The organism is Kitasatospora xanthocidica, from assembly GCF_014656195.1.
In the GTDB taxonomy this organism is placed as follows: Bacteria; Actinomycetota; Actinomycetes; order Streptomycetales; family Streptomycetaceae; genus Kitasatospora; species Kitasatospora xanthocidica.
Genome location: NZ_BNBY01000002.1, coordinates 468,417 through 486,017 on the forward strand (window position 1 = coordinate 468,417; position 17,601 = coordinate 486,017).

A 17,601-nucleotide genomic window follows, 5' to 3' on the forward strand; every position below is an offset into this window, starting at 1 on the left:
GGCCCGACCCCTACCGTTCGGGGGGACCCGCCGTCCGGAGCGGGTGGCCCAACAGGAGATGTCCATGGCTGTCGGTGTGCCCGTCGCACGTCCGCTGGAGACCCGGTGGATCCACGGATCCCCCTCGGCGAAGCACAACACGGACCCGGAACTCCAGGTCCACGCCTACGACGAGCACACCGTCATCCTCCGGCAGAACAAGGCGATCCACTACGAAGCGCCGTTCCTCTACCTGCTGTTCGGGGAGGAACGCGCCCTCCTGCTCGACACCGGGGCCACCGCCGAACCCGAGTTCCTCCCGCTGCGCGCGGTCGTCGACGGCCTCGTCGACCGGTGGCTCGCCCGCCACCCCCGCGACGGCTACGAACTCCTCGTGCTCCACACCCACGACCACCCCGACCACGTCGCGGGCGACCGGCAGTTCGCCGACCGCCCCGCCACCACCGTGGTGGCCGCCCGGCCGGCCGCCGCCTGGCCGTACTTCGGCTTCGACCGGGACCCGGAGGCCGTCGCCACGGTCGACCTGGGCGGCGGACGCGTCCTGGAATGCCTGGCCACCCCCGGGCACCACGCCTCGGCGGTCACCTACTACGACCCGTGGACCGGCTTCCTGCTCACCGGCGACACCGTCTACCCCGGCCGGCTCCACATCGACGACTGGCCCGCCTTCCGCCGCACCGTCGACCGCCTGGTCCGCTTCACCGCCACCCGGCCGGTGACGTACGTCCTCGGCTGCCACATCGAGATGACCCGCTACCCGGGCCTCGACTACCCAGCCCGCACCACCTACCAGCCCCACGAGCCGCCCCTCCAGCTCACCCCCGACCACCTCCACCAGATCCGCGCCGCCCTCACCCGCCTCGGCGACCGCCCCCGCCGCCACACCCTGCCGGACCTGATCCTCTGGCCCGAGGCCTGAGGCCCGGGTCCGGGGGGCGGGCTCGGGCTCTCGCGGCCCCGCGCGGTCAGTCCCGGTACGGGACGAGCCGGGACAGGTCCAGCTCGAAGCCGAAGGGCTCGGGGATGCGGATGCTCTCGCCGAACTCCCGCTCCGTCCTGGTGTGGTAGCGGTCGCGGTTCGGCTCGGAGAACAGCGTCACGGTCTTCTGCCGCGGGTCCACGATGAGGTAGAGCGGGAAGCCCATCCGCGGGTAGTCGCGGACCTTCCCGCTCCAGTCGTTCTCGGGGTTGGACGGCGAGACGATCTCGACCGCGATCAGCGCCAGCTCGGCGGGGATCTCCCGGCCCAGCTCGATGACCTCCTCGGGCAGGTAGGTCAGGTCGGGGTTCCGGACCGAGCCGACCTCCGGCGAGGAGAGATCGCTGTTCCCGGACGGGAAGTACCCGGCCGGGCAGTGCGCCTCGAACTGGCGCTGGACGATCGCCAGGTCGAGCTGGTGGATCGAGGACGGTGACGCCTGCATGACGATGATGTCGCCGGACAGCTCGACCTTGTAGCCGTCCGGCAGGCTGCGGCGGGCCTCTTCGAGCAGGCGGTAGTGCTCAGGGTTCATGCGGACTCCTCCGGTGCTCCGACCACCGTACGGCAGCCGGAGCACCGGAGGACGACGTGACCGATGCCCTCAGTCCTCCGGGGGTGGGCCCGGGGGGGCCGTGGGGAGGCGGGTGGCGAGGAGGGTGGCGGCGGCGACCAGGGTGGCGGTGAGGAGGAGGGCGAGCCGGTAGGGGGTGGGGCCGGCGTCGGTGGGCCAGGCGCCGATGAGGGCGGCGGTGGCGGCGATGCCGAGGGCGCCGCCGAGGGTGCGCAGGATGGTGAAGAGGCCCATCGCGCGGCCCATCGCGGGCGGGGGGACGTCGGCGAAGCCGGCGATCTGGACGGTGAGCACGGCGGTGCCCAGGATGAGGCCGACGCCGAACATCAGGGCCCGGACGAGCCACGGGTTCTCCGCGTAGCCGAGCCCGGCGAGGACCGCGGCGGCGAGCAGCAGGGCGGGCAGGGCGAGGCGGCGCGGGCCGAGGCGGGGCAGCAGGCGGTCCACCACCTGGGAGGCGGCCATCAGGCCGACCGCCTCCGGGAAGACGCTGAGCCCGGCGTCGAGGGCGGAGGCGCCGAGCGCCGCCTGGTAGAGCAGCGGGAGGGCGAACAGCGCTCCCATCAGGCCGGCCGCGGTGAGCAGGGCCAGCCAGCTCGCCGCGCCGAAGGCCCGGTCGGCGAGCAGTCGCAGGTCCACCAGGGGTTCGCCGGTGCGGAGTTGGTGCCGTACGGCGGCGCCGAGCAGGGCCAGTCCGGCGATCCCGCCGAGGGCCACGCCCGGGGAGGTCCAGCCGTGGGCCGGGCCGAAGCCGAGGGCGTAGGTGAGCAGGCCGAGGCCGGGGGTGGCGAGCAGGAAGCCGGTGGTGTCGAAGCGGCCGGCCGGGGGTTCGTCCGCGCCGCGCAGGCCGAGGAGGCCGATGGCGACGGCGGCCGCCCCGATCGGCACGTTGACCAGGAACAGCCAGTGCCAGGAGAGGTGTTCGGTGAGGAAGCCGCCGAGCGGTGGCCCGAGGGCGGGCATCAGCGCGGTGGGGACGATCAGGATCCGGCCGAGCCCGGCCCGTTCGTGCGGGGCGAAGGCGCGGAACAGCAGGGTCATCCCGACGGGGGTGAGCAGTCCTCCCGCCACGCCCTGGACGGCCCGCGCGGCGGCCAGGGAGCCGAGGCCGGGCGCGGCGGCGCACAGGGCGGAGGCGAGGGTGAAGGCGCTCAGGGCGCCGAGGAAGACCCGTTTGACGCCGTACCGGTCGCCGAGCCAGCCGGCCACGGGCAGGCCGAGGGCGAGGCCGACCAGGAAGGCGGTCTCGACGGCGTTGGCGGCCGAGACCGGCCGGCCGAAGTCCTCGGCGATGCTGAACAGCGCGGGGTTGACGATGGTCGAGTCCAGGCCGTTCATGCACATCGCGGCCGTGTAGACGGTGACCACCGCGGCGCGCCCCGCAAGCAGGGGGCGCGCCGGGGCCGCCGGTGCGGCGGGGGCCTCGGCAGGGGCCTCGGCAGGGGCCTCGGGACGGGCCTCGGGAGGGGTCACGGGGTGGTCCAGTGGGTGGTGATCCAGTCGAGGGCGGCGGCCCGCCCGCACGGGCCGTGGGCGACGTCCCAGCCGGCCGGGACGGCGGCGAAGGCGGGCCAGAGGGAGTGCTGTCCGCCGGGGTTGACGAGCGCGAGGAACTCGCCGTCGGCGTCGAAGGGGTTGGCGGGGGCGTCACTCATCGGAGGAGTTCTCCAGGTGGTCGGCGATCACGGCGGCGATGTGCGCGATCGGGGCAGGCAGGGTCATGTCCTTGTGGGAGCAGGCCACGTCGGTGTTGGCGATCCGGCCGGACACGTACGGGGTCCACAGCTCGGGCACCAGGGTGTCGTCGATGGTGTCGACGGTGGCGCGGAAGAACAGCACGTCGCCGTCGTAGCGGCGGTGGTCGTAGCCGCGCACCAGGAGGTTGGTGTTGAGGTAGATCCGGTTGAGCGCGGCCACGGTGGTGTCGTCGAGTCCGGCGAGCGGGCTGCCCTCGCGGCGCAGCAGTTCGGTGACGGCGTCGAGTTCGAGCGGGCGGCCGGCGAGGTCCTCGGGGCCGAAGCCGCCCATGGTGAGGAGTGCTTCGAGTGCTTCGGCCTGGTCGGGGACGGGCAGCTCGCGGAAGCCCTCGGCGGGGTAGGCGTCCAGGATGGCGAGCAACTCGACGTCCTGGCCGAGCTCCTGGAGCCGGACGGCGACCGCGTGGGCGATGATCCCGCCGGTGGACCAGCCGAGCAGCCGGTACGGGCCTTCGGGCTGGACCTCGCGCAGCCGGTCGGCGTAGTGCGCGGCGAGTTCCTCCATCGTGCCGGGCAGCGGCCGGGCCGCGGTGGCGGCGCCGACGCCCTGGGCCTGGAGGCCGTAGATGGGGACCTCGCCGGGCAGGTGGCGGATCAGGCCGGTGTAGCACCAGCTGAGGCCGCCGGCCGGGTGGACGGCGAACAGCGGGCGCTGCCGGCCGGGGGCGACGGGCCGCAGCGGGAGCAGCACGTCCAGGGCGTCGGTGTCCGGCGAGCCGGCGGTGAGCGCGGCGTCGAGGGCGGCCACCGTGGGCGCCTGGAAGAGCGCGCCGATGCCGACCTCCAGTCCGAGCACCTCGCGGATCCGGCCGGCGAGGCGCACGACCAGCAGCGAGTGCCCGCCGAGCGCGAAGAAGTCGTCCTCCACGCCGACCGCGGCCACGCCCAGCACCTCGGCGAACAGTTCGCACAGCTGCTGTTCGCGCGGGGTGCGCGGGGGGCGGCCGGCGCCGGCGGCGGGCGCCTCGGGGGCGGGCAGGGCGCGGCGGTCGAGCTTGCCGTTGGCGGTCAGCGGCAGGCGGTCGAGCAGCACGACGGCGGACGGCACCATGTGGACGGGCAGTTCGGCGGCGGCGTGGGCGCGCAGGTCCTCGGGCTGCGGGGCGGCGGGTTGCGGGGCGTCGGTGTGCAGGCCCGAGGGCTGCGGAGCGGCGGCGGCCCCGCTGTCGGCGCCGGCGCCGCTGGCCACCGCGTAGGCGACCAGCCGCTTGTCCCCCGGCACGTCCTCGCGGACGGTCACCGCGGCGTCGGCGACGGCCGGGTGGGCCGCCAGCACGGCCTCGATCTCGCCGAGTTCGATCCGGAAGCCGCGCAGCTTGACCTGCTGGTCGGCGCGGCCGAAGTACTCCAGGACGCCGTCGGCGCGGCGGCGGGCGAGGTCCCCGGAGCGGTACATCCGGGTACCGTGTTCGCCGAAGAGTTCGGCGTAGGGGTCGGCGACGAAGCGGGTGGCGGTCAGTTCCGGGCGGCCGAGGTAGCCGCGGGCGAGGCCCGCCCCGGCCACGTACATCTCGCCGGTGACGCCGGGCGGGACGGGCTGCAGGTACCGGTCGAGGACGTAGACCCGCAGGTCGGGGATGTTGACGCCGATGGTGCTGCTGCTCCCGGCGGCGGCGCTCGCCCGGTCGAGGGCGATGTACGAGACGTGCACGGTGGTCTCGGTGATGCCGTACATGTTGACCAGGGTCGGCGCGTCCTCGGCGTGCCGGGAGTACCAGTCGTCCAGGCGGCCGAGTTCCAGCGCCTCGCCGCCGAACACCACGTGGCGCAGGGCGAGTTCGCGGCCGGGGCGGTCCCGGTCGGCGGCGCTGAGCTGGTAGAAGGCGGACGGTGTCTGGTTGAGGACGGTGACGCGTTCGCGGGCGAGCAGGTCGAGGAAGGCGGCCGGGTCGCGGCTGACCAGGTGCGGGACGACGACCAGCCGGCCGCCGTGCAGCAGGGCGCCCCACAGCTCCCAGACGGAGAAGTCGAAGGCGTAGGAGTGGAAGAGCGTCCAGACGTCCTCGGCGCCGAAGCCGAACCAGTGGTCGGTGGCGGTGAACAGCCGGACCACGTTGTGGTGGGTGACGGACACGCCCTTGGGGCGGCCGGTGGAGCCGGAGGTGTAGATGACGTACGCGGTGTCCTCGGCGCGCAGCGGGCGGATGCGCTCGTGCTGGGCGAGGGGGACGGCCGGGTACCGCTCGGCCTCCGGCCCGTCGACGAGGATCCGGGGCACCTCGTGGGCGGGCAGCCGGGGGTCGGTGGCGCGGTCGGTGAGCAGGGCGGCGGGGGTCGCGTCGGCCAGCATGTAGGCGAGGCGGTCGGCCGGGTAGTCGGGGTCGAGGGGGAGGTAGGCGGCGCCGGACTTGGTCACCGCCAGCAGGGCGACGACGAGTTCGAGCGAGCGCGGCAGGGCGAGGGCGACGATGGTGCCGGGGCCGATGCCGTGGGCGGCGAGCAGCCGGGCCAACCGGTCCGCGCGGGCGCCGAGTTCGGTGTAGTCGAGCGAGCTTCCTTCGTAACTCACGGCCGGGGCGTGCGGGTTGGCCTCGGCGGCCGCCTCGAACAGCTCGGCCAGGGTGGCGCCGGACAGGGTGACGTCAGGCTGAGTGGCGCCGGGGGGCGTGACGACCGGGCGGGCCGAGTCGGGGGCGGCGTTCCACTCGACCAGGGCGCGTTCCCGCTCCCGCGCGCTGATCAGCGGGAGCCGGTCGACCGGGGTGTCGGGCGCGGTCGCGGCGGCGGCGAGCAGCCGGGCCAGGCGCTCCCCGAGGGCGGCCACGGTGGCCGCGTCGAAGAGGTCGGTGCGGTACTCCAGGAAGCCGCCGATGCCACCGTCGGGCAGTTCGCCGGCGTTCAGGGTGAGGTCGAACTTGGCGGTGCCGCTGGGGATCGCGGTGATCTCGGCGGTGAGCCCGCCGCCGAACGCGGTGGGCTCGTCCGGCCGGCTCTGCCAGGCGAGCATCACCTGGAACAGCGGGTGCCGGGCCAGCGAGCGGGCCGGGTTGAGCTCCTCGACCAGCCGGTCGAAGGGCAGGTCGGCGTGCTCGTGGGCGTCGAGGACGGTGGCGCGGACCCGGGCCAGCAGATCCTTGAAGGTCGGCGCGCCGGACAGGTCGGTGCGCAGGACCACGGAGTTGACGAAGTAGCCCACGAGCGCGGCGGTTTCGTCGTCCTCGCGGCCGGCCACCGGGGTGCCGACCGGGATGTCGGTGCCGCAGCCGTGCCGGCCGAGCAGCGCGGCGAGACCGGCCAGGACGGCCATGAAGACGGTGCTGTCGGCGGCCCGGGCGAGGGCGACGAGGGCGGCGTGCGCCTCGGCGTCGAGGGTGAAGGGCACGGTGGCGCCCTGGTGGCCGGCGACGGCCGGGCGGGGGCGGTCGGCGGGCAGCTCCAGCTGGTCGGGCAGTCCGGCGAGCGCGGTGCACCAGTACTCCGTCTGCCGGACGGCGAGCGGGCTGGGCGCGTCGGTGGTGCCGAGCCGCGCCCGCTGCCAGGCCGCGTGGTCGGCGAACTGGACGGTGAGCGGCGGTAGTTCGGGCGCCGCTCCGGCGAGCCTGGCGGCGTAGGCGGCGGCCAGGTCGCGGACCAGCGGGGTGGTGGAGGCGCCGTCGCCGGCGATGTGGTGGAGCAGGATCAGCAGGGTGTGCCGGTCCGGACCGTCGGCGAACAGGGTGGCCCGCAGCGGCGGTTCGGCGGTCAGGTCGAAGGCGTACCGGACGGCTTCGGCCATCTCTCCTCGGCCGTCGTGCAGTTCGACGGGTGCGAGGGGTGCGAGCGGCATGGCGGGCAGGATCCGCTGGTACGGCGTGCCGTCCGGTTCCTCGCCGTAGACGGTGCGCAGCACCTCGTGGCGGGCGACGAGGTCGCCGAGGGCGCGGGTGAGGGCGGGCCGGTCGAGGGGGCCGGTGAGGGTGAGGACGAGCGGGATGTTGTAGGTGGGGCTGGGGCCCTCGAGCCGGTGCAGGAACCAGAGGCCGCGCTGGGCGGGCGAGAGCGGCATCCGCTCGGCGCGCGGGACGGGCACGGGGGCGGGGGCGGGGATCGCCGCGGGCTCCGCCGTGGTGTCCGCCACGATGTCCGGCTCCGTCGCGCTCCCGGCCCCGGCCCGCTCGCCGAGCAGGGCGGCGAGGCCGGCCGCGGTCGGGTGGCGGAACACGTCGGCGAATCCGACCGGCACGGCGAAGGTCTCGCGCAGTCGGGCGGCGAGGCGCCCGGCGAGCAGCGAGTGGCCGCCGAGGTCGAAGAAGGAGGCGTCCCGGCCGGGGGCCCGCGGCAGGCCGAGGACGTCGGCGAGCAGCCCGCAGACCAGTTCCTCCTGGGGCGTGGCCGCGGCGGCGCCCTCGGCGACGACGGCCGGTTCGGGCAGGGCACGGTGGTCGAGCTTGTCGTGCGCGGTGCGCGGCAGTTCGGCGAGCAGCAGCACGGCCGCCGGGACCATGTGCGCGGGCAGCCGGGCGGCCAGCGCGGCGCGCAGCCCGTCCGGGTCCGGGGCCTCGCCGGGCACGGGCACCGCGTAGCCGAGCAGGCGCCGGCCCTGCGGCCCGGGGCGGGCGATCACCACGGCCTGGGCGACACCGGGCAGTTCGGCGAGGACGGCGGCGATCTCGCCGGGCTCGACCCGGAAGCCGCGGATCTTCACCTGGTCGTCGGCGCGGCCGAGGAACTCCAGGGTGCCGTCCGAACGGCGGCGGGCGAGGTCGCCGGTGCAGTACATCCGGGTGCCGGGCGGACCGAAGGGGTCGGCGAGGAAGCGCTCGGCGGTCAGGTCGGGCCGGCCGAGGTAGCCGCGGGCCAAACAGGCTCCGGCCACGTACAGTTCGCCGGTCGCGCCGTCGGGCGCGGGGCGCAGCGAACCGTCCAGGACGTAGGCGCGGGAGCCGCGTACCACCCGGCCGACCGGGGCGCCGTCCGGGCCCGGGGTCCAGGCGTAGGCGTCGACGGTGGTCTCGGTCGGACCGTAGAGGTCCACCGGGTGCAGGCCGGGGACGGCGGTCAGCCGCTGCCAGAGGGCGGGCGGGGTGGCCTCGCCGCCGACCACCAGGACGGACGGGCGGTGCCGCCCCTCGTCCAGGATCCCTTCGGCGAGGAGGACTTCGAGGTAGGAGGGGGTGAGGTCGAGGTAGTCGATGCGCTCGCGGTGGAGGTGGGCGGCCAGCGCGGCCGGGTCGCGGTAGGTGGCGTCGTCCAGCAGGTGCAGCTCGTGACCGTGGACCATCCAGAGCACCGGGTCCCAGGAGGCGTCGAAGGCGAACGAGGCACTGTGGGCGACGCGCAGGCGCTCGCGGCCGGTGCGGCGCACGGCGGGGGCGATGTGGTCCTCGGCGAGGCCGGCGTGCAGGTTGGCCAGCGAGGCGTGGGTGACCACCACGCCCTTGGGGCGGCCGGTGGAGCCCGAGGTGTGCAACACGTAGGCGGGGTGGTGGAGTTCCGGCGCGGACGGGGCGGTGGTCGGCTCGGCGGGCCGTTCGCCGCCCGGCTCGTCCTCGGCCTCCGCCGGCCGTACGGTGGGCAGGCCGGCCGGCAGGTCGAGCCCGGCCAGGGCCTCGGCGGTGCCGACCGCGCAGACCGGGCGGGCGTCGGCCAGAACGGCCGCCAGCCGCTGCGCGGGGTGGGTGAGGTCGAGGGAGACGCAGGCGCCGCCGGCCTTGAGGACGGCGAGCATCGCGACGAGGGTGTCCGCGCCGCGCGGCAGGGCGATCGCGACCGGCGCGCCGCCCCGCACACCGAGGGCGGCCAGGCGGCGGGCGAGCCGGTCGGCGGCGGCGTCCAGCTGCCCGTACGTCAGCGCGGTCGCGCCGCAGCGGACGGCGACGGCCTCCGGGGTGCGGGCGGCCTGGGCGGCGAACAGCTCGGGCACCGTCCGCTCGGCCGGGGGCTCGGTGCGGCCGGCGGTGGCGCGGCGCAGGCCGTCCGCGTCCAGCAGGTCGATCCGGGCGATCGGCGTGTGCGGGGCGGTGAGCAGCAGTTCGGCGAGGGCGTCGAGGTAGCGCAGCAGGCCGTCGCGGTGCCCGGTGAGGGTGGCGGCGTCGTAGCGGGCCGGGTCGGCGTCGATCACCAGGCGCAGGGCGCCGTCCGGGCCGGGCGAGACGTTCAGGGCGAGGTCGTCCACCGGGCCGGCGGCGAGGTTGCGGACGGTGCCGGGCAGGCCGGCCAGGTCGAGGTCGCCCTCGAAGGCCTTGATGTTGACCATCGGACCGAACAGGGCGCGGCGGTCGCCGGTGCGGCCGAGGTCGCGGCGGAGGTCCTCCAGCGGGTAGCGCTGGTGGCGGCGGACGGCGCGCAGCTCGCGGACCACGTGGCGCAGCAGGCCCTCGGCGCTGTCGGCCGGGCCGACGGCGAGGCGCAGCGGGAGCACGTTGGCGGCGGCGACGGGGGTGCGCAGGGCGGCCGGGCCCCGGCGGTTGGCGAGCGGCAGGCCGAGGACGACGTCCCGACTGCCGGACAGGCGGTGCAGGTAGCCGGCGGTGGCGGCGAGCAGCAGTTCGGCCCAGGTGGCGCGGACGGCGGTGGCGGCCCGCTCCAGGCGGTCGCGGGTGCCGGCGGGGAGGACGGCGGTGAGGCGCAGGGGGGCGGGGGTGTCGCGGGCGGGACCGGGGTCCGGGGTGCCCGGCAGGGTCGCCGGGGCGTCGGCGTCGGCCATCCGGGCGGCCCAGTGGGCGCGGTCGGTCCGGTACTCCTCGCCCTCCCGGTACGCGGCCTCCTCGGCGGCGGCCTCGGCGAGGCCCGCGAACGGGCTCGGGGCCGGCTCGGTGCCGGTGGTGTGCGCGCGGTACAGCTCGGCGACCCGCTCGCCGAGGAGGGTCAACGCGTAGGCGTCGACGGCGAGATGGTGGATCCGCCGGTACCAGGTCCACCGGTCGTCGGCGAGCCGGATGAGCGCGTGGGTGAACAGCGGGCCCTCGGCGAGGTCGGCCGGGCGGGCGAGGTCGGCGCGCATCCAGGCTTCGGCGGCCGCCTCGGGGGTGACCGTCTCGTCCGCACTGTCCGCCTCGTCCGCACTGTCCGTCGCGGCGCGCAGGTCGAGGCGGTGCAGCGGCCACCGGCCGTCGGGCCGCGGTCGCTGACGGGGCGTTCCGTCGGCGCCGATGACGACGACGGCGCTCAGCACCTGCGCCTCCGCCACCGCCTGCCGCAGCGCCCGCTCGAACCGGTCCTCGTCCAGTGGGCCGGCGATCTCGACGGCGTCGCCGGTGTTGTAGACCGGACTGGCGGGGTCGAGCGCCTGGGCGTACCAGATGGCGGCCTGGGCGGCGAGCAACGGGATGTCTGCGGCCTGGGTCTCGACGGTCTGGGTGTCGCCAGTACGGGACTCACCAGTCTGGGTCTCGGCGGCGGGCATGATTCGGAGAGCTCCTCGGGGATCCGGAACACTTTACTTAGGTTAGCCTAATCTAACTTCATATGATCTGGTCAACGGCCCCAGCGAGACCGGGCCCTGACACCCCCTGGAGGCGCCACCCATGCCCCTGTCCGCGACCAAGCAGGCCGTCCGCGACCGCGTGCACGCGCACCGGGACGAGCTGCTCGCGCTCAGCCGCCGCATCCACGCCCACCCCGAGACCGCCTTCGAGGAGCACCGCGCGGCCGCCTGGTGCGCCGAACTGCTGCGTGGCCACGGCTACTTCGTCACCGCGCCCGCGCACGGCCTGGACACCGCGTTCAGCGCGACCCTCGGCAGCGGACCGGTCACCGTCGCCCTGGTCTGCGAGTACGACGCGCTGCCCGGACTCGGCCACGCCTGCGGGCACAACCTGATCGCCGCCGCGGGCCTCGGCGCGGCGCTCGGGCTCGCCCCGTACGCCGAGCGGCTCGGGCTCACCGTCCGGGTGATCGGCGCGCCGGCCGAGGAGCGCGGGGCGGGCAAGGCGCTGCTGCTGGAGGCCGGGGCCTTCGACGGGGTGGACGCGGCCATGATGGTGCACCCCTGCCCGGTCGAGGTCGCCGACTTCCGCTCCTTCGCGCTCGGCACGCTGTCCGTCCGCTACACCGGGCGGGCCGCCCACCCCAGCCTCGATCCGCACCAGGGCCGCAACGCCGCCGACGCGCTCACCGTCGCCCAGGTCGCGATCGGCCTGCTCCGCCAGCAACTCCCGCCGCACTGGCGGGTGCACGGCATCACCACCGCCGCCGGGACGGCGCCGAACCTGATCCCGGACAGCGCCAGCGCCGAGTACGAGATCCGGGCCTCGGCGGCCGAGGACCTCGCCGAGCTGCGCGCCCGGGTCGAGGACTGCTTCCGCGCCGGAGCGCTCGCCACCGGCTGCGAGGTCGAACTGACCCGACCCGAGCCGGACTACCTGGACATGCGGTCCGACCCCGCACTGCTGGCCCTGTGGCGGGCCAACGCGGCGGCTCTCGGCCGGCCGGAGCCGGTCGAGAGCGGGCCGTTCGCCTGCACCGACATGGGGAACGTGTCGCACGTGGTGCCCTCGATCCATCCGGTCCTGGACATCACCGGCGGCGCCTGCGCGCCGCACGAGGCGGCGTTCGCCGAGGCCGCGCTGGGCGCGGAGGCGGAACGGGCGGTACTGGACGGCGCGGTGGCGATGGCGTGGACGGCGGCGGACGTGGCGGTGGGCCTGGCGTCGGGCGGCCCGGCGGCTGGCCCGGTGGCAGCGAACAAGTAACAGCTGACAGCTTTCAGCGAACAGCTTTCATCATCTGTTCGCTGAAAGCTGTCGTCTGAAAGTTGTCAGTTGTCAGCTGTCAGTTGTCAGCTGCCGCCTGAACTCCGCCCGCCGTCGACGCCCCGCCCACCGTCACCCGCCCAGCAGAACCGCCGGGGCCACCCGCACCGCCGTCACGCCCAGCTCCCGCACCAGCGCCCCGACCTCGCCCTCCCGCCGCGGGTCGGCGAGCACCAGCGCGGCACCCGTCCGCAGCGGCCAGAGGAACTCCCAGAGCGGCAGGCCCAGTTGCAGCACCCGGTCGCCCGGACCGAGCGGGTGCTCGGCCTGCAGCTCACGCACCCGGCGGTCCGCCTCCCTGTGGGTGACCCGGACGGCGGTCGGACGCCCGCCCGGGCCGTACCCGACGCAGAGCAGGTGGTGCGGGGTGAGCGCCCGCGGCGGGTCGGTGGGCAGTTCGCCGTCCGTGTCCAGCCCGGCGAGCGCACCCGGCACCCCCTCCCCCAGCACGCACACCGGCGCGTTCTCGGCGAGCAGTCGGTCCCGTCGCCCGGGCGCGTCCGCCGGGTCCAGCGGCAGGTACGCCGCGCCCGACTTCACCACCGCCAGCAGCGCCGTCAGCAGTTCGGCCGGGTCGCGGGCGCCGGCCAGGCCGACCACCGTGCCCGGGCGGGCGCCCCGCGCGGCCAGGGCGCGCGCCAGCCGGTTGGCCGAGGCGTTCAGCTCCCGGTAGCGGACGGTCCGCCCGCCCGCGAGCACCAGGGCCGGGGCGTCCGGCGTCCGGGCCGCCTGCGCCTCGACCGGCCCCACCAGGGTGGTCGCCGGGTAGCTCACCGTACGGCGGGGCAGCGCCGGCGCCGCGCCCAGAGCCTCCTCCCGCACCAGCTCCCGGACGGCCCCGCGCACACCCACCAGGGCTGCATCCCGGGCGGCGTCCCGGACGACCGCCTCCATCAGGCCGCACCCAGCAGCTCGGCCCAGGCCTCCAGGGCCGGCCGCTCCGCGAGCTGGACGAACGCCACCTCGGCACCCTCCGCCCGCCAGCGCTCGGCGAGCGTCATCAGCCGGATGGAGTCCAGCCCCCAGTCGACCAGGTTCTCGTCCAGCGGGATGTCCGCCGGGTCCTCGCCGAGCAGGTCGGCGACCTCGGCCCGGATCCGCTCCACCGTGAAGCCCACGCCCGTCACTTCGCCGCCACCTCGCCCGTCTCGTTCATCTCGCCCGTCGTGCCCATGCCGCCCGTCGCGCCCGTCTCGCCCGCCCCGCCCGTGCCGTCGAGCGCCCCGAGCACGGCCCCCGTCGTGGTGACCAGCCCGCAGCGCCCGGCCACCCAGTCCAGCGCGGCGCGGTGCTCGGCCGGTCCGAAGTCCGCGACCGCGTCGGCCACCACGAAGGCCTGGATGTCCCGCATCCAGGCGTCGCAGGCGGTGGCCTGCACCCCGATGTGCGCGTACACCCCGGTGATCACCAGCTGGTCCCGGCCCTGCTCGCGCAGCAGCCGCTCCAACTCCGTTCGCACGAAGGCGCTGTACTTCCACTTGGTCAGCACCGTGTCGCCCGGCGACGGTGCGACGGCGTCGGCGATCGCGGTGGCGCGCGGGTCGTCCGGGATGCCCGGCCCCCAGAAGTCCTGCTGCAGTCCGCGTTCGGCCGGGCTCTGTCCGCCGAGCTGCGCCGAGTAGACCACCGGCACACCGGCGGCGCCGGCCGCCTTGGCCAGGCCCGCGACGTTGTCCAGGAGTTCGGGCACCGGAGCGGCCTCGGCGTCGAAGGCGCCGAGGAAGTGGTTCTGCAGGTCGTGCACCAGCAGGACGGCGCGCGCCGGGTCCACCGTCCAGGAGACCCGGTTGGCGGGCAGCTCCTCGGCGACGGGCATGGGATAGGAGGGAATGCGGGGCAGGCCCACGATGGGTGTTCCTTAGCAGCTAGGGAGGGATCAACTGGCGGTCAGGGAGGCCGCGATGGCGGCGCGCAGGTCCTTCTTGCTGACCTTGCCGATGCCGGTGGCCGGGAAGGCGTCGACGAACTCGACCCGGTCCGGCACCTTGTAGTCGGCCAGTCCGCGCCCACGCACGAACCGCTTCAACTCGACGCCCTTCGGCGGCTGTTCGCGGTGCTCGGCGCGGAGCACCACGTACGCGCAGGTGCGCTCGCCCAGGTACGGGTCGGGCATCGACACCACGGCCGCGTCGTGCACGGCGGGGTGCGCGAGCAGGTGGTTCTCGATCTCCTCGGCGGCGACCTTCTCGCCGCCCCGGTTGATCTGGTCCTTGGCCCGGCCCTCCACCACCAGGTGGCCGGTCGGGGTCCGTCGGACGAGGTCGCCGGTGCGGTAGAAGCCGTCCGCGGTGAAGGAGTTCGCGTTGTGCTCCGGCGCCTTCCAGTAGCCGCGGATGGTGTACGGGCCGCGCGTCAGCAGGTGGCCGGTGGCGCCGTCGGGCAGGTCCCGGTCCTGGTCGTCGACCACCCGGACCTCGTCGTCGGGGGAGATCGGACGGCCCTGGGTGGTGGTGATCAGCTCCTCCGGGTCGTCCAGCCGGGTGTAGTTGACCAGCCCCTCGGCCATCCCGAAGACCTGCTGGAGCGTGCAGCCCAGCACCGGCCGCACCCTGCGGGCCGCCTCCGTGCTGAACTTGGCGCCGCCGACCAGCAGCACCCGCAGGCTCCGGTACCCGGTGGCGCCGCGCTCGGCGGCCTCCAGCCAGAGCAGCGCGAGCGGGGGCACCAGTCCGGTGATGGTCACGCCCTCGCGCTCGATCAGCGGGAAGGCGGTCTCCGGGCTGGGCTGCGGGCAGAGCACCACCCGGCCGCCCGCGTACAGCGTGCCGAGCGAACCCGGCGAGCTGAGCGGGAAGTTGTGGGCGGCGGGCAGCACGCACAGGTAGACGCTGTCCGCGTCCTGCCCGCACAGATCGACCGAGCCGCGCAGCGAGTAGATGTAGTCGTCGTGGGTGCGCGGGATCAGCTTGGGCACGCCGGTGCTGCCGCCCGAGAGCTGCAGGAAGGCCACGTCCCCGGGCTCCGGCTCCTCGGCGGGACCGGGACCGTCGCAGGGCACGTCCGCCAGCCGGACGTGCTCCCCGGCGTCCTCGCCGGCCACCAGCACCAGCCGCAGCCCGGGGTTCTCCGCCCGTACCCGGGAGGCGAGTTCGCGGTAGTCGAAGCCGCCCTCGACGGCCGGGACGACGTACGCCACCGCGTCCGTGAAGGAGCAGAAGTACCCGATCTCGGTGTACCGGTGCGCGGGCAGCGCGAAGACCGGCAGCGCGCCGATCCGGAACAGCGCGAAGACCACCTCGAAGAACTCGGCGGCGTTGGGCAGTTGGACCACCACTCGGTCCCCGGACCGGACCCCCCGGGCGAGCAGCCCGGCGGCCATCCGGTCGGCCCTGAGGTCGAGTTCGGCGTACGTCCAGCGCCGCTCGGTCGCGGCCACCGAGTGGCCGCCCGGGTCGACGACGGCGGTCCGCTCGCCGTGCGCGGCGGCCCGCTCGCGCAGCATCCGGCCGAAGGTCTCGCCGCGCCAGTGGCCGGCGGCCCGGTAGCGCTCGGCGAACTCGGCGGGGTACGGGGTGAATCCCTCCAGCGTCGTCACCGGGAGACCCCCGCGGCGTCCAGGAAGGTACGGAACTTGGCACTGGTCTCGGCGAGTTCGGCCTCCGGCCGGGACCGGTCGACCACCCCCGCGCCGGCGTACACCCGCAGCGTCCGCTCCTCCGCCTCCGCGCAGCGGATGGTGACCACCCACTCACCGTCGCCGGTCGCGTCGCCCCAGCCGACCATGCCGGTGTAGAGGCCGCGGTCGAAGGGCTCGACCTCGCCGATCACCCGGCGGGCGACGTCCGTCGGGGTGCCGCAGACGGCCGGGGTCGGGTGCAGCGCGCAGGCCAGCTCCAGGGCGGAGACCGCCGGGTCGGCCAGCTCGCCGCTGATCGTGGTGGCCAGGTGCCACATCGCGGCCGTCCGTACCAGGGTGGGCCGTTCGGGCACCTCCAGGATGCGGCAGTACGGCGCCAGCGCCTCGCGGATCGCGTCCACCACCACCGCGTGCTCGTGCAGGTCCTTGGGGGACTCCAGCAGCGCGGCGGCGCGCCGGACGTCCTCCCCCAGGTCCTCGCTGCGCGGCACCGACCCGGCCAGCGGGTTGGCCAGCACGGCCGTTCCCCGCCGGGAGAGCAGGAGTTCGGGGCTGGCACCGATCAGGGTGCGGCCGCCGCCGGCCGGTACGGCGAAGGTGTAGCCGCCCGGGTCGCGACGGGCGAGCCGCTGCAGGATGGCCGGCAGGTCGAGCGGCTCGGCGGCGCTCAGCTCCAGCGTCCGGGCCAGCACCACCTTGCTCAACTCCCCGGCGCGCAGCCGCTCGACGGCCGCCGCGACGCCCGCGCCGTACGCCGCCGGCTCGGGCACCGGGCGGATCCGCCAGTCGACCCGCTCGGCCGGCGGCGCGGGCAGCGCGATCAGCGGGTCGTCCCGCAGCGCCCCGGCCGTCCGGACCCGCTCGGGCACGGCGAGTTCGACCCGGCTCTCCCGGTCGAACGCCACCGCGCCGACCACCAGCGGACGTTCGACCCCGGCCCGACCGGCCGCGGCCAGCGTCCCGGCGACCCGTACGGGCAGCGGCCGCCCGTCCTGCGGCACCCGGGCGTGCACGCCGGAGGTGAGCAGGGTGCGGGTCGGCGAGGCGAGGAACGCCTCGCCGGTGGCGGCCCGGTACTGGCCGAGCAGTCCGCTGGCCGCGCCGATGACGGCGTGGTCGGGGCCGCCGGCGGCGGGGGCCGCCGGGGCGTGATGCACCGTGGTCACGGTGGATTCTCCAGTCTGGGACGGGTCTACGGGTGAGGTCGCGGGCCGGCGGGGGAAGTGGCGGGCCTTCGGGAGGCCGGGCGAAGGGGCGGCTCAGGCCCGAAGGGTCGCGCCGCCGTCGACGTACAGGTCGTGCATGGTGATGTGCCGCGCCCGGTCGGAGGCCAGGAACACCACGGCCTCCGCGATGTCGGCGGGCGCGGCGATCCGCCCGAGCGGGATGCCGACCCGCCAGGCGCCCAAGTCGCCCTCGATGACGCGCCGTTCGGCCGCCTCGGCGTCCTCGCCCCACAGCGCGCGCTGCATCTCGGTGTCGGTCGACCCGGGCGACACCACGTTGCACCGCACGCCGGACCGGGCGAGCTCCAGCCCCAGGCAGCGGGTGAACATGGTGGCCGCCGCCTTGGACGCCGCGTAGGCGGCCATCCCGGCCCGCGGCACCCCGGCGGCATTGGACCCGACCGTCACCACGGCCCCGCGCCCCCGCTCGGCCATCCGTCGCCCGACGGCACGGCTGACGTGGAAGACGCCGGTGGTGTTGACGGCGAAGGTGTCCGCCCAGTCGGCGTCGGTGAGGTCGACGACCGGCGCGGTACGCAGGATGCCCGCGACGTTCACGAGCACGGCCACCGGCCCGAGTTGACGTTCGATCGACTCGACCGCATCCTCGACCGCTCGGGCATCGGCGACATCCAGCACGTACGGCCGGACGCCCGGCAACTCCGCCGCCAGGGCGTCGAGCGAGCCGGCGTTCCGGTCCACGGCCGCGACCACGGCACCCTCGGCCACCAGCGCCCGGACCACGGCCGCGCCGATGCCCTGCCCGGCCCCGGTGACCACCGCGACGGCACCGGCGAATTCGGACTGCTGCACAGG

The 17,601-nt window shown here is 75.6% G+C and carries 12 protein-coding genes; 2 read left to right on the plus strand and 10 right to left on the minus strand.

Annotated features, from left to right (window positions below):
* Positions 1 to 64 precede the first annotated feature (64 nt).
* Positions 65 to 919 carry an MBL fold metallo-hydrolase gene (locus IE332_RS05390; protein ID WP_229928315.1) on the plus strand — a complete coding sequence of 285 codons (855 nt, stop codon included), beginning with the start codon at positions 65 to 67 and terminating at the stop codon, positions 917 to 919.
* Between the two features lie 46 nt (positions 920 to 965).
* On the opposite strand, the gene IE332_RS05395 is transcribed toward IE332_RS05390, so the two are convergent.
* The 4 genes from IE332_RS05395 to IE332_RS05410 all read right to left on the minus strand — a co-directional run bounded on the left by IE332_RS05395 (position 966) and on the right by IE332_RS05410 (position 10,634).
* Positions 966 to 1,514 (minus strand): Uma2 family endonuclease, encoded by a 549-nt coding sequence (locus IE332_RS05395; RefSeq protein ID WP_189913911.1) that lies wholly within the window; start codon positions 1,512 to 1,514, stop codon positions 966 to 968.
* Positions 1,515 to 1,583: 69 nt separating this feature from the next.
* The gene (locus IE332_RS05400) at positions 1,584 to 2,942 is read right to left on the minus strand and encodes a DHA2 family efflux MFS transporter permease subunit (RefSeq protein ID WP_229928364.1); all 1,359 of its coding nucleotides are present in this window, start codon (positions 2,940 to 2,942) and stop codon (positions 1,584 to 1,586) included.
* Positions 2,943 to 3,022: 80 nt separating this feature from the next.
* Positions 3,023 to 3,208 (minus strand): MbtH family protein, encoded by a 186-nt coding sequence (locus tag IE332_RS05405; protein ID WP_189913912.1) that lies wholly within the window; start codon positions 3,206 to 3,208, stop codon positions 3,023 to 3,025.
* Entirely contained in the window at positions 3,201 to 10,634 is a 7,434-nt protein-coding gene (locus IE332_RS05410) for a non-ribosomal peptide synthetase (RefSeq protein ID WP_189913913.1), read from the minus strand. The genes IE332_RS05405 and IE332_RS05410 overlap by 8 nt, the downstream gene beginning before the upstream one ends.
* A 121-nt stretch (positions 10,635 to 10,755) precedes the next feature.
* On the opposite strand from IE332_RS05410, the gene IE332_RS05415 reads away from it, so the two are divergent.
* Positions 10,756 to 11,922 carry an amidohydrolase gene (locus tag IE332_RS05415; RefSeq protein ID WP_189913914.1) on the plus strand — a complete coding sequence of 389 codons (1,167 nt, stop codon included), beginning with the start codon at positions 10,756 to 10,758 and terminating at the stop codon, positions 11,920 to 11,922.
* A gap of 132 nt (positions 11,923 to 12,054) precedes the next feature.
* Here the strand turns inward: IE332_RS05415 and IE332_RS05420 are convergent, their stop codons facing one another.
* The 6 genes from IE332_RS05420 to IE332_RS05445 all read right to left on the minus strand — a co-directional run bounded on the left by IE332_RS05420 (position 12,055) and on the right by IE332_RS05445 (position 17,598).
* Complete coding sequence (locus IE332_RS05420; protein ID WP_189913915.1) at positions 12,055 to 12,876, minus strand: AMP-binding protein; 822 nt, start codon at positions 12,874 to 12,876, stop codon at positions 12,055 to 12,057.
* A complete protein-coding gene (locus IE332_RS05425) occupies positions 12,876 to 13,109 on the minus strand; it encodes a phosphopantetheine-binding protein (protein WP_373313673.1) in 234 nt (77 codons plus the stop codon). The genes IE332_RS05420 and IE332_RS05425 overlap by 1 nt, the downstream gene beginning before the upstream one ends.
* Positions 13,106 to 13,828 carry an isochorismatase family protein gene (locus IE332_RS05430; RefSeq protein WP_189913916.1) on the minus strand — a complete coding sequence of 241 codons (723 nt, stop codon included), beginning with the start codon at positions 13,826 to 13,828 and terminating at the stop codon, positions 13,106 to 13,108. Before IE332_RS05430 ends, IE332_RS05425 begins: the two co-directional genes overlap by 4 nt.
* A 30-nt stretch (positions 13,829 to 13,858) precedes the next feature.
* Positions 13,859 to 15,517, minus strand: a complete 1,659-nt coding sequence (locus tag IE332_RS05435; protein WP_189913917.1) for a (2,3-dihydroxybenzoyl)adenylate synthase — start codon at positions 15,515 to 15,517, stop codon at positions 13,859 to 13,861.
* Positions 15,514 to 16,725, minus strand: coding sequence for an isochorismate synthase DhbC (gene dhbC / locus IE332_RS05440; RefSeq protein WP_373313674.1), 1,212 nt, complete (start codon positions 16,723 to 16,725; stop codon positions 15,514 to 15,516). Before dhbC ends, IE332_RS05435 begins: the two co-directional genes overlap by 4 nt.
* 93 nt (positions 16,726 to 16,818) lie before the next feature.
* On the minus strand, positions 16,819 to 17,598 hold the full coding sequence (locus IE332_RS05445) for a 2,3-dihydro-2,3-dihydroxybenzoate dehydrogenase (protein WP_189913918.1): 780 nt from the start codon (positions 17,596 to 17,598) through the stop codon (positions 16,819 to 16,821).
* Positions 17,599 to 17,601: the final 3 nt, after the last annotated feature.